Source organism: Xanthomonas sp. NCPPB 3583 (genome assembly GCF_041475715.2).
Lineage (GTDB): Bacteria > Pseudomonadota > Gammaproteobacteria > Xanthomonadales > Xanthomonadaceae > Xanthomonas > Xanthomonas euvesicatoria.
Genome location: NZ_CM191263.1, coordinates 2,049,969 through 2,062,245, shown reverse-complemented (window position 1 = coordinate 2,062,245; position 12,277 = coordinate 2,049,969). Strand labels below are relative to the sequence as shown.

Sequence of the window (12,277 nt, the reverse complement as noted above, 5' to 3'; positions counted from 1 at the left end):
AACGCGTAGCCAGCTGGCGACGCGATCCATGTCAGAACTGGTAGATCACACGCACGCCATAGGCCGGCTGCGCACTTGCAAATCCGTCGGGGCGGTGGATCGCCCAACCGGCAAACGCATCGACGCTGGCACCGAACCAACCGCCACGCAGGCCCACCGCGCCGCCCACCAAACTGCGACCGCGCAGCCCGCTGGCGCTGGTGCCATCGATGCGGCCGGCGTCTAGGCCCAGATACGGGGTCAACCCAATCTGCTGCACTGGGAAACTCAAGGTATTGCGCCAGTACGCGCCTTTTTCGGCGCCAAGCGTCGCTTCACCGTCGAAACCACGCACGCTGTAACGGCCACCAATGGTGACGAACTCGGAACCTAGTAGCAGTTCGCCGGCGGTCTGTGCACGCAGGCTGCTTTCCCACGCCATCGGCACGGGGCCCAGCTTGAACGGCAGCGCCGTGCTCACGTCCAGCGTGGTCACGGCATAGCGAAACGTCGGGAAGCCGATCTGCGGGTCGTAGCCGGTCCACTGGCTGTTGAACCACGGGGTGCCGCGCCGATGCGCCAGACGCATGTCCAGCTGCATCGCGCCCAGATAGCGCCGATGCGTGAAGTAGAACTCCGCGCTGCTGGTATCACGGCGCTGGATGCCGATCTCCACGCCATCCAGATAGCTGCGCGCACGCCGCCGGCCAATCACCACACCGGCCGAAGTCTTGCTGGTGCCGTCGCGATGCAGCACGCGCTGAATATCCAGCTGCGCATTGCTGGACTCGCCACTGGACTGGAAGGTCTGTAAAAAACCGTCTACGCGCTGGTGATAGCGGTACGACGATGCCGACAGCGCGAACGTCCACCATCCCCAAGGCAGGTTGTAACTCAGGCTGTTGCCGCGTGTGCCGCGTTCTTCGTCGCGCGTGGCCAGGTCATGGCTGTAGCCAATGCTGAGCAGATCGTTGAGCCCCAGTGGGTTATCCAGCGAAACGTCCAACCCACCTTGCACACGGCCGGTAGCCTCCACACCGGAATCGTCGGCGTTAGCCACACCGCGCCAGCGTCGCCCATGCTGCAGGGTGATCACCAGATCCGATTCGCCTGGTGCTTCGCCCGGCGCGATATCGATCTTTGCGTCCTGCGACGGCAGACGCTTGAACTGCTCCACCGCCTGCTCGATGGCACGCAGATCCAGCAAGTCCCCCCTGCGGAGCGGCAATGCCGTTTTCCAGTGCGCGCCTTCGGTGTCGGACACCACGCGCACCTCGCGCAAGCGGCCGGGCAGCAGTTCCAAACGGAGTTCGCCACGCGACAGATCCTGTTCCGGAACGCCGATGCGCGTGGTGACCAATCCGCGTGCGACCAACTGATCCAAGGCGCGGCGCCGGATGATGTCGATGCCGGCACGCCCGATGCAGCGACCTTGGTAACGGCGCAGAGACTTCCATAACCACGCAAAGCGCGTTGCATCAGCGCCTGCGCCCGACAGGCGCAAGCGGGTGACCGAAAAACACAGGTCTTCCTTGGGCAGCACGGTGCTGCGCGCGTCCACGCGGTCGGCGTCCTCGCGCGGGCCGGCAAAGGGCGCTTGGCGCTCCTGTTCCTGGCGACGCTGAATCTCCTCGGCCTGGCGCAATTGCTCCTGCCGATCCAGCGTTGTCGGTGCCGACTGTTGTGCAGCCGCCAGCCCGGCGACCGCCCACAGGCAAACCGCCAGCGCCAAGGGCGCCGATCGCATCCACATCTGTCATGCCCCCTGTGCGGCGGTCGCGCTACTGCACGCCGTCACCCGCATCAGCGTGCCTGGCCACCAAAACGGCGGCGCCACCCTTGAGCACGCTGAGTGCGGTGCGACTGTGACGGAATGTTAAAAAACGGTCAATGCGTAGTGTCGGGGAAACCCTGTAAGAAAAACCCGAGCGTCAGTGTTTTGTGATGAAAATCACTAAAAAAACGGATCCATTGATTGTGAAGGCTCCGAGTTATGTCGTAAAAAGCCAGCACTTTTGGCCTCAACGTCTTCTATCGTGCCGCCAATTGGATGCGCTCTCGGATGTCCTGTGAGGCATATGAAGGACTACGCGCGTCGCCACTTGGTTGAATTTTGATGAAGTGGGCAATGCCGCATTGGATCTGAGGGATCAGCCGGCCTACTTTAGTTCGCTTCGTTCGCCGCATGCGTGGCCCAGGCGCATCGCGCTGAAGTTGGGCCTGCACTGAATCGTGCCTTCACACCGCTTACCCCATTCGCCTAGACCGAGCAACGACGCGGCCAGCAGATCTACACGGACGCCCCAGCCATCTACGAACAAGTCTTGCTTGCCAACCCGCGCGACCAAGGGGCCAGCACAATGCACAGCCTCATGCCCAGCGAGCTGGGCGTCGCGCCGCTTGCTGCAGATCAAGCGGCGGCAAAAACCGCTGGCCGGGCTTGAAAAGTGGTGAGGATGCGGCCGCTGGGACCGCTGTGAACTTCAAGAATTCACTTCTGAATCTGACTCACTAGAGCTGGGTGTCCCAGTCCGTTGTCATTGATCCCATCCGCCCGGCGCAGTTGGGACACGGATGGGAATTTGACATGCCAATTCGAAATGCTCGGCACCGTGCGCGTAAGGAAGACCCAACCATGCCTCGAACGCTGGCAGGTCTTTCGGCAGATATCCGCTGGCAGGCAGCCATGTATCGCGTAACCAACCAAACGCGCGCATTTCCAGCGCCAGTCCTCCCCGTATCACGACCTCGGCCACCTTCATGGGTGGAAATCGGAAAACGCCGATCTCACCGCAATGACGCCCATGCGTGACCTCCACCGCGACGTCGTACCGGCAATCCCCTGCAGATGCCAGACGAGGTTGATCCCAGAGGTAGCCCAACCACTGATGATGCTCGACGCCGGCGTCTCGTGCCCATGCCACCAAGCGCATGGCTGCTGCTTGGACGGAGCCTTCCTCAAAGGGGCGGTGCACGCGAAGGTACTGGACCGTGCGCTCCGGGAGATCGCGCAGCGTGACCGAAAATTCCTGTGCATCGTCTGCAGCACTACCACCGAGGCCCGATACACCTGCCAAGGTGTCGTCCAGCGCACGCCGACGGCCGGCCAGGCACGTCTCCAGATCCAGTTTTCTTGGAGAGCATCCAAAGTGTCTTCGGAAGTTCCTGGAAAAATCCGATAACGACGAAAATCCCCGACCCAACGCGATGTCTGTCAAAGGTTGACGATTGCCTTGGGAAATATCGCCCAGCGCATTTTCCAGCCGTCGGCGCAGCACGAATGCATGCGGGGTTTCGCCCATCACGGCGCGAAACATGCGCTGAAAATGGAACGGCGAAACACAAGCCGCACCTGCGATCAGAGACAGCGACAGCTGCCCGGCAAGGTTGACCTCGATGTAGTCCAGCGCACGGTTCACGCTCTGGACCACGGTAAGGGGCACCGTTTCGCTGATCGGCATGTGCGCAAGATCCGACAAGTGGCGGCAGTGACGATGCTATATCTTGATCCCGTGGGCAATGCATTTTCCATCAGGGTTGGCAGCGTTGCCTGCCATTCAATCCACTGACGAAGGCTGGCAAGGGATCAGACATGCACGGAGTGACAGGGATCGGCGGAATCATCATCAAATCCAAGGACGCGCCTGGATTGCAACGGTGGTACGCGGCGCAGCTGGGGATCGAGGTGCAAACGTGGGGAGGCACAGTGTTCGACACCAGCGCGGGTGTGGAAGGCGCTGAAAACGCATTGGCCTGGGCTGTTCAGGACGAAACAAGCGCCCAATTCGAGAACACCACCGCCCCGTTCATCGTGAATTACCGGGTCAACGACCTGGAGTCGCTGATTGCCAAGCTCAAAGCTGCGGGCTGCCGCGTGTCAGAGAAGATTGTGAAGTCAGAATTCGGCCTGTTTGCCTGGGTCATCGACTCGGACGGCAATAAAGCGGAATTGTGGCAAGCGATTTGAGAGCTGGCGAGATCACTGAAAAAAATCGGAGTTGCGCATCGATCCTGCATATACCAAGTCCGCGCTGAGACAAATGCTGAAAAGTCATCGTGTCGTTTGGCACGGTCTTGCCGATCGACAGCTCGCTACTATCAAACGCCCGTGGCGTATCCGGTCGACATGTCTCAATCAAAGCGGTCTGCTCTTGCTAATCGCAATGCCCCGTCCGTTCTAAGCCATCCACTCGCTAGGCTGGCGATGATCTTCGTGGTGATGGCGCTCGCCTACTTCCCTTGGCTGCCCTTTCCTTGGCGCATGCCAGCAGTTGGCCTGATGGGGGCCGCACTTGTTTGGCAAGAGACCCGCAGCCGTTGGGCCTGCGGCCTGAGCTGGCAACGGTTTGGTCCAACAATTGGGTGGACAGCTATCCTGGTGCTGCTGGTCACCGCTCTCATCACGCCAATCTTTCAGCCGCTCATCGACTACCTGACAGGCACGAAGACCGACTACAGCGCCTATGGCGCGCTTCGTCATAACGCACCGGCTGCACTGCAGCTAATCGGCTCTGCATGGATCAGCGCAGCCATCGGTGAGGAGTTGGTGTTTCGGGCATTTTTGATGCATCAACTGGAAGCCTTGTTCAAGCGCAGCAGTCTAGGTCGCCTCACCGCAGCCATTGTCGGAGGTGTCGTGTTTGGCGCCATGCATGCGAGCCAAGGCATCTCGGGAATCGCGCTGACGGGTATCGTCGGCGCAGCATTCGGCTATGCGTATCTGCGCTCAAACCGCAATCTGTTGGCGCTCATCCTGGCGCACGGGCTCGTCGATACCTGGGGCGTGACGACGCTCTATCTTGGGTGGTATTGACTGCCCCATGCGTTAATGCCCGCGCGGTAAATCAGGCTGCGGCACTGGACCGTTCGATCATGTCCAACGGCTGCGACGTCGGGCTCGGTATTGCCATTCGTGCATGGCGGCATGGCCTTATCAACTTCGAGCGAGCAAGCGCGGCAGCGGCGCGCCCTCGACCAGAGCAGCACCTTGCCGGATACCGTGGCCCGTCTGGGCGAGGCGAGAGTTGACTTGCTCGATGCCAGCCGACCGCTCCTACGAATGTGCTGCCATCTTGCGCATCAGCCATCGATTGCTGGTGACCCCGGCCCGATTCGAACGGGCGACCTTCCCCTTAGGAGGGGGACGCTCTATCCAGCTGAGCTACGGGGCCAAGGGCGGCATTGTCGCACGATCGTTGCGATTGCCAAGCCGGTAGGTGGCCGGCGGAGCCTGCTAAAATCGCCGGCTACCGTGTTGCGGATGGCTCGGCCACCGTGACCGCCACTGTTTCCAGGAGATCCCATGTCCGCTGACCTGCTCAAGGCGCTCGACCTCGCTGCGTCCAATTCCGGCACCTATCTTGGCGAGGCGACCTGGTCGCAGGCCGCCGGCGCCGGGGTGCTGCAGCCGCTCAATCCAACCACCAATGCGGTGATCGCCGAGGTGCAGGCCACCACGCCGGAAGACTACGAGCTGATCGTCCAGCGCGCGCAGGCAGCCTTCAAGGTGTGGCGTACCACGCCGGCGCCGCGTCGCGGTGAGGCCGTGCGCCTGTGCGGCGAGGCGTTGCGTGCGCACAAGGATGCGCTCGGTTCGCTGGTGGCGCTGGAAATGGGCAAGAGCAAGCCAGAAGGCGACGGCGAAGTGCAGGAGATGATCGACATCGCTGACTTTGCCGTGGGCCAGAGCCGCATGCTCTACGGCTACACCATGCATTCGGAGCGCCCCGGCCACCGCATGTACGAGCAGTACCAGCCGCTGGGGCTGGTGGGCATCATCAGCGCGTTCAACTTCCCGGTGGCGGTGTGGGCCTGGAATGCGTTTTTGGCGGCGATTTGCGGCGATATCTGCATCTGGAAGCCGTCCAACAAGACGCCGCTGACCGCGATCGCGACGATGAAGATCTGCAACGCGGCACTGAAGGACGCCGGCTTCCCGGACATCTTCTTCCTGATCAACGATGCCGGCACGGCGCTGTCGGAAAAGCTGGTCGAAGACACCCGCGTGCCGCTGATCAGCTTCACCGGTTCGACCCAGATTGGCCGCGTGGTGGCAGAGAAAGTCGCCCGTCGCCTGGGCCGCTGCCTGCTGGAATTGGGCGGCAACAACGCCATCATCCTGGACGAAACCGCCGATCTGAAGCTGGCCATCCCGGGCATCGTATTCGGTGCCGTCGGCACTGCCGGGCAGCGCTGCACCACCACGCGCCGCCTGATCGTGCACACTTCCATCTATGACACCGTGCTGGCGACGCTGGTCAAGGCGTACAAGCAGCTCGACAGCAAGATCGGCGACCCCACCGACCCGGCAAACCTGATGGGCCCGCTCAACAGCCAGGGCGCCGTTGCGCAGTTCCTGGACTCGATCGCCAAGGCCAAGGCGGCCGGCGGCACCGTCGAAGTGGGCGGCACGGCGATCGATCGCCCGGGCAACTTCGTGCTGCCGGCCATTGTCACGGGGCTGCAGAACAGCGACGCAGTGGTGCAGCACGAGACCTTCGCGCCGATCCTGTACGTGATGAAGTACAGCACGCTGGATGAGGCGATCGAGCTGCAGAACGGCGTGCCGCAGGGCCTGTCGTCGTCGATCTTCACCCAGAACCTCAAGGCCGCCGAGAAGTTCCTGTCGGCGGCAGGCAGCGACTGCGGTATCGCCAACGTCAACATCGGCACCTCGGGTGCGGAGATCGGTGGCGCGTTCGGCGGCGAGAAGGAAACCGGCGGCGGGCGCGAGTCTGGCTCGGATGCGTGGAAGGTGTATATGCGTCGTCAGACCAACACCATCAACTACTCCGATTCGCTGCCCCTGGCGCAGGGCATCAAGTTCGATCTTTGATCGAGATTGCATGGCGCGCCGGGCATATGCTCGGCGCGCCGCATGGTCGCAACGAGCCTGTTGCAGCGGCCCGCGCTGCGTAGCCGACGCACACAATCCGGTGGTTCTCGCCATCGCAGCGGCAGTGGCAGCCAGGAAGCGCCGGCGGCGGCAGGCGACGTTCGCCGATCCGGCTCTGTGCAACGTACGCCACCTCTGCACGGGGCGCAGCGTCCGCCGGCGATACAACGCAGGCGCCCCGTGGCACCGGCCCGGCTTGAACCCGCCGGGCCACATGGCGCCCGTTCGGCACCACCGACAGCCAGCGTCCGGCAGGACGCGTCTCGACGGGCATGACCACGCCCTACCCGCACGAGCAGCCATTTCAGCCGCTCCCGCCCGCAAAACCAGCCCCGCAACGACGTTTGGCCGCAAACGGCACGCCTTTTGCCCGGCGGCTCTGGGATAATCATGCGACGCCAGCCTTCGGCTGCCCGCCTTTCAAGGAGTTCATGATGAACGTTGTCGTTCGACAGACCAGCGCCATGGCGATCGTCAGCCTGGTTGCGGGCATTCTCGGCTGGACGCTGATCCCGTTCCTGGGCAGCATCTGCGCCATCATTACCGGGCATCTGGCCCGCGCGGAAATCCGCCGCAATCCCCAGGGTCTGGACGGCGACGGCCTGGCCATCGGCGGCCTCATCATGGGCTGGCTGGCGGTGGCGCTCTGGGTGGTGGGAATCGCGTTTTTCCTGCTGTTCTTTGGCGGCATGGCCTGGCTTGCGGCCGCCAACAGTTGAGCATGGCCACGCCCTCCTCCGCCCAGCGCTTCAACGACCGCGTGGCCGCCTATGTGCGCTACCGGCCCAGTTACCCGCCGCAGCTGCTGCGTTGGCTGCATGACGAACTGGGCGTGACGCCCGCAACGGCAGTGGCCGACATCGGCGCCGGCACCGGCATTTCCAGCCGCCTGTTTCTGGAAGCCGGGCATGCGGTGACGGCGGTGGAGCCCAACCAGGCCATGCGTGACGCGGCGCTGCAGTGGTTGGCGGAATTTCCCAAGTTTCAGGCGATCGACGGCACCGCCGAAGCCACCGGGCTGGCCGATGCCAGCGTGGGCCTGGTGTCTGCGGCGCAGGCCTTCCACTGGTTCGACATGCAGGCCGTGCACGCCGAATGGGCGCGCACCCTGCAGCCCGGCGGGCTGGCGGTGGTGTACTGGAATTCGCGCGAACTGGACAGCACCGCGTTCCTGCGCGGCTACGAGCAGTTGCTGCTGGATTACGGCACCGACTATTCCGCAGTGGCCGAGCGGTATCAGGACGATGCCACCATGCAAGCGTGGTTCGGCGATGGCTTCTGCGCGATGGCGCGCTTTCCGAATGTGCAGCGGCTGGACTTCGAGAGCTTGCGCGGCCGCCTGCTGTCGTCCTCGTACGCCCCGCTTGCGCACGACCCACGGCATGCCCCGATGCTCGCCGCACTCCGCACGTTGTTCGATGCGTATGCCCACGATGGGCTGATCGACTTCCAATACCAAACCCGCGTGTTCGCCGGGAGATTGAACTGACCCGCATGTATTCGCTTGCCCGCCCCTTCCTGTTTTCCCTGGATGCCGAGCGCGCCCACGCGCTGGCGTTGCGCTCCATCGACACCGCCTACCGCACCGGCACCACGGCATTGCTGGCCAGGCGCCCGGTGCCGCTGCCCACTCCGGCCTTCGGCCTGATGTTCCCCAACCCGGTCGGGCTGGGTGCCGGGCTGGACAAGAACGGCGAGCACATCGATGCGTTGTTTGCGCTGGGCTTCGGCTTTGTCGAGATCGGCACGGTGACGCCGCGCGCGCAGGAGGGCAACCCGAAGCCACGCATGTTCCGATTGCCGGAATACCAGGCGGTGATCAACCGCATGGGCTTCAACAATCTGGGCGTGGATGCGCTGGTGGCCAACGTGCAGCGCGCACGCCGCACGGGAGGCCTGCTCGGCATCAACATCGGCAAGAACAAGGACACGCCCAACGAGGAGGCCACCAGTGACTACCGTTACTGCATGGAGCGCGTGTATCCGCTGGCCGACTACATCACGGTCAACATCTCCTCGCCCAATACTGCAGGCTTGCGCGAGTTGCAGGAAGAACAATCGCTGCGCCGCCTGATTTCCGACTTGCGCGAAACCCAGGAAGCGCTAAGCGCGCAACACGGCAAACGGGTGCCGATGCTGGTCAAGGTGGCGCCGGACCTCAACGACCGCGACATCGATGCCGCCGCACGCGTGCTGGCCGACCTGGCAGTGGATGGCGTGATCGCAACCAACACCACGGTGACACGCACACTGGTGGCCAATCACCCGCTGGCTGCCGAAGCCGGCGGTCTGTCCGGCGCGCCGCTGCTGGGGCAATCCACGTTGGTGCTGCGGCGCCTGCGCGCGCGCCTGCCCGAATCGATTCCGTTGATTGGCGTGGGCGGCATCAACTCCGGCGCCGATGCGGTGGCCAAGATGGCAGCCGGTGCGAGCCTGGTGCAGTGCTACAGCGGGTTGGTGTACCGCGGCCCGCAGCTCATCGGCGAATGCGTCAACGCCATCCGACGCCGTCGCGAAGCACCCAGCGGCGGTGCGGTGTCGCCGTTATGAGCGATGCAGTGCACACAGGCTGGCAGCTGAGTGAACAGGCGCCGCTGCGCGCGCTCAACACCTTCCATGTGGAGGCCACCGCGCGCTGGTTGCTCAACGTCCACGCGCCCGAGGCATTGCCGCAGGCATTGGCCGCGCCCGAGATCGCCGGACAACCGTTGCTGGTGCTGGGCAGCGGCAGCAATGTCTTGCTGGCCGGCGATCCGCCCGGCTGCGTGCTGTGCTTCGACAACCGCCAGACGTCCATCATCGCGCACCGTGCCGACCACGCCATCGTGCGGGCCGGCGCCGGCGTGAACTGGCATGCGCTGGTGCTGTACTCGCTGCAGCAGGGCTTGTCGGGGCTGGAAAATCTGGCACTGATTCCGGGCACCGTGGGCGCCTGCCCGATCCAGAACATCGGCGCGTACGGCGCGCAGGTGGGCGACTTCATCCACGTGGTGGAAGCCTTCGACCGGCATAGCCAGCAGTTCGTGCGGCTGGATGCGGCCGATTGCGCGTTCGGCTACCGCGACAGCGTGTTCAAGCAGCAGCCCGAGCGTTATCTGATCGTGGCGGTGGAATTCAATCTACCGCTGCTGCACGAACTGCGACTGGACTACGCCGGCATTCGCGAGGAACTGGCGCGCATGGGCGCCGAACTGGCGGGCGCGGCCGATGTGGCGCAGGCGGTGATCAACATCCGGCGCCGCAAGTTGCCGGACCCGGATGTGCTGGGCAATGCGGGCAGCTTCTTCAAGAACCCATTGCTGCCGAGCGAACAGATTGCCGCCTTGCAGGCCAGCTTTGCCGACATGCCGGTGTATCCGGGCGAGCATGCCGGCCAGGGCAAATTGTCGGCCGCCTGGCTGATCGAGCAATGCGGCTGGAAGGGCAGGCGCGAGGGCGATGCCGGCGTGTCGCCCGAGCATGCGCTGGTGCTGGTCAATTACGGCACCGCCACGGGCGCGCAGTTGCTGGATTTCGCGCGGCGCATTGCCGAGTCGGTGCGCGAGCGCTATTCGGTGATCCTGGAACCGGAACCGCGCATCATCGGGGCGCATTGGTGACCCCAGCACAGGTATCGCGGCGAGCCGCGCTGTGGATGCTCACCAGTACCTTCGCCTTCGGGTTGATGGCAATCACCATCCGCCTGGCCTCGAGCACGATTGCGACGACCGAGATCGCATTTTTCCGCAATGCGTTCGGGTTGCTGGCGTTGTTGCCGTTGATCGTGCGGCCGGGCAAGCCGCTGCCGCGCACGCGACAATTGCCGCAGTATTTCGCCCGCACCTTGATCGGCCTGGCCTCGATGCTGTGCGGGTTTTGGGCGATCGGCCATCTGCCCCTGTCGCAGGCCATCTCGCTCTCCTACTCCACGCCCTTATTCGTCACCGTGTTGGCCGTGGTGTGGCTGCATGAGCAGGTCCGGCTGCGGCGCTGGCTGGCGGTGGCGGCGGGTTTTATCGGCGTCCTGGTGATCCTGCGACCAGGCTCGTCCACGTTCACGCCCGGCTTGCTGATTGCGCTGTTGGCTGCGGTCATCAGCGCCATCGTCGCGATCCAGATCAAACAGCTCTCGCGCAGCGACGACTCCGACACGGTGGTCTTCTACACCTACGTGTTCTGGGTGCCGATGTCGCTGATTCCGGCGCTGTTCCAATGGAACTGGCCGCAGGGCATCGGCTGGGTATGGCTGGTGGCCACCGGCATCTTCGGCACCGCCGGACAGTTGTTCTGGACGCGCGCACTCAAGCTGGGCGAAGTCTCTGCGTTGCAGCCGATCAGTTTCATGCAACTGCCTTTGGTGGCGTTGCTGGGTTGGTGGCTGTTCGGCGAGGCGATCGAACGCCATACCGTGGTCGGTGCGGTCATCATCATCGGCGCCAACGTCTATATCGCCCATCGCGAAACGGTGCTGGCGCGTCGCGCCGCTACGCATGCACCAGTGGAAGGCGCCAAGCCTGGCGAGTGAACCGGCATCCCGACCTGCCTGGGCATAATCGCGAATACATCTGGTCCGGACGCCGACATACACTCCAGTCCCATGCGCAGCGCACGCTGCGTGGCGTAGCTCTGGCAACCTCATCCGCTGTCGTGTCATGGAGTTCGCATGCCGGTTCCAAGCAAGACAATCGGTTTGATCGGTGGAATGAGCTGGGAATCCACGCTGCCCTACTACCGCATCATCAATCAGCGCGTCCGCCATGCATGCGGCGGCCTGCATTCGGCGAAGCTGCTGCTGTATAGCGTCAATTTCCACGAGATCGAGCGACTGCAGCACACCGGCGATTGGGATGGCGCTGGCCAGGCGATGGCAGCAGCCGCGCGTGCGTTGCAGGCAGCAGGCGCCGACTTCATCGTGCTGTGCACCAACACCATGCACTGCGTTGCCGACGCGATTACCGCCGCGACGCCACTGCCGCTGCTGCATATCGCCGATGCCACCGCCGACGCGCTGGTCGCAGCGGGCATCAGCCGGGTCGGATTGCTGGGCACGCGCTTCACCATGGAGCAGCCGTTCTATCGCCAGCGCCTGCAGGCACGCGGCCTGGACGTGCTGGTGCCGCCGGCGGAGGCACGCGCACAACTGCATCGCGTGATCTACGACGAACTCTGCCAGGGCGTGATCAAGCCCGAATCGCGCGAATACTTCTGCAAGGTCATGGGGGAGCTCGGCCAGCACGGTGCGCAAGCGATCATCCTGGGCTGCACCGAGATTTCGCTGCTGGTGGACAGCACCGATGCGCAGTTGCCGTTGTTCGACACCACCGCACTGCACGCCGAGGCAGCGGCGCTGGTGAGCGTATCCGGCTGATGCGCAGCGAACGCCCGAACGCGCGCGGTAACCGAAGCCCGCAGGCGTGTTTGCGC

The 12,277-nt window shown here is 63.8% G+C and carries 10 protein-coding genes, 1 tRNA gene and 1 pseudogene; 9 read left to right on the top strand and 3 right to left on the bottom strand.

All coding sequences use genetic code 11. The annotated features are described in order from the left end of the window. Positions 1-31 precede the first annotated feature (31 nt). Positions 32-1,732 carry a ShlB/FhaC/HecB family hemolysin secretion/activation protein gene (locus ACCQ07_RS09235; RefSeq protein WP_372363999.1) on the bottom strand — a complete coding sequence of 567 codons (1,701 nt, stop codon included), beginning with the start codon at positions 1,730-1,732 and terminating at the stop codon, positions 32-34. Positions 1,733-2,516: 784 nt separating this feature from the next. Continuing rightward, positions 2,517-3,398 carry an AraC family transcriptional regulator gene (locus ACCQ07_RS09230; protein ID WP_231503127.1) on the bottom strand — a complete coding sequence of 294 codons (882 nt, stop codon included), beginning with the start codon at positions 3,396-3,398 and terminating at the stop codon, positions 2,517-2,519. Between ACCQ07_RS09230 and ACCQ07_RS09225 the strand changes: the two are divergent. Both ACCQ07_RS09225 and ACCQ07_RS09220 read left to right on the top strand, forming a co-directional pair. Next, positions 3,306-3,946: pseudogene (locus tag ACCQ07_RS09225) on the top strand (VOC family protein). The gene ACCQ07_RS09230 and the pseudogene ACCQ07_RS09225 sit on opposite strands and share 93 nt — an antisense overlap. Before the next feature lie 294 nt (positions 3,947-4,240). Beyond that, positions 4,241-4,792 carry a CPBP family intramembrane glutamic endopeptidase gene (locus ACCQ07_RS09220; RefSeq protein ID WP_218489441.1) on the top strand — a complete coding sequence of 184 codons (552 nt, stop codon included), beginning with the start codon at positions 4,241-4,243 and terminating at the stop codon, positions 4,790-4,792. Between the two features lie 281 nt (positions 4,793-5,073). Here the strand turns inward: ACCQ07_RS09220 and ACCQ07_RS09215 are convergent. Then, positions 5,074-5,150 (bottom strand) — tRNA-Arg (locus ACCQ07_RS09215). 131 nt (positions 5,151-5,281) lie between these two features. Here ACCQ07_RS09215 and amaB point away from each other — a divergent pair. The 7 genes from amaB to ACCQ07_RS09180 all read left to right on the top strand — a co-directional run bounded on the left by amaB (position 5,282) and on the right by ACCQ07_RS09180 (position 12,221). Then, on the top strand, positions 5,282-6,814 hold the full coding sequence (gene amaB, locus ACCQ07_RS09210) for an L-piperidine-6-carboxylate dehydrogenase (RefSeq protein WP_008571240.1): 1,533 nt from the start codon (positions 5,282-5,284) through the stop codon (positions 6,812-6,814). A 494-nt stretch (positions 6,815-7,308) separates the two neighbouring features. Beyond that, positions 7,309-7,593 (top strand): DUF4190 domain-containing protein, encoded by a 285-nt coding sequence (locus ACCQ07_RS09205; RefSeq protein ID WP_011347158.1) that lies wholly within the window; start codon positions 7,309-7,311, stop codon positions 7,591-7,593. Between the two features lie 2 nt (positions 7,594-7,595). Continuing rightward, positions 7,596-8,363 carry a class I SAM-dependent methyltransferase gene (locus ACCQ07_RS09200; RefSeq protein ID WP_338334449.1) on the top strand — a complete coding sequence of 256 codons (768 nt, stop codon included), beginning with the start codon at positions 7,596-7,598 and terminating at the stop codon, positions 8,361-8,363. Between the two features lie 5 nt (positions 8,364-8,368). Beyond that, positions 8,369-9,424: a quinone-dependent dihydroorotate dehydrogenase gene (locus ACCQ07_RS09195; protein ID WP_005923429.1), complete on the top strand. Its 1,056-nt coding sequence runs from the start codon at positions 8,369-8,371 to the stop codon at positions 9,422-9,424. Further along, a complete protein-coding gene (gene murB / locus ACCQ07_RS09190) occupies positions 9,421-10,473 on the top strand; it encodes a UDP-N-acetylmuramate dehydrogenase (RefSeq protein WP_008571243.1) in 1,053 nt (350 codons plus the stop codon). The genes ACCQ07_RS09195 and murB overlap by 4 nt, the downstream gene beginning before the upstream one ends. After that, the gene (locus ACCQ07_RS09185; RefSeq protein WP_033478411.1) at positions 10,467-11,378 is read left to right on the top strand and encodes a DMT family transporter; all 912 of its coding nucleotides are present in this window, start codon (positions 10,467-10,469) and stop codon (positions 11,376-11,378) included. Before murB ends, ACCQ07_RS09185 begins: the two co-directional genes overlap by 7 nt. Before the next feature lie 138 nt (positions 11,379-11,516). Beyond that, on the top strand, positions 11,517-12,221 hold the full coding sequence (locus ACCQ07_RS09180; protein WP_014090025.1) for an aspartate/glutamate racemase family protein: 705 nt from the start codon (positions 11,517-11,519) through the stop codon (positions 12,219-12,221). Positions 12,222-12,277: the final 56 nt, after the last annotated feature.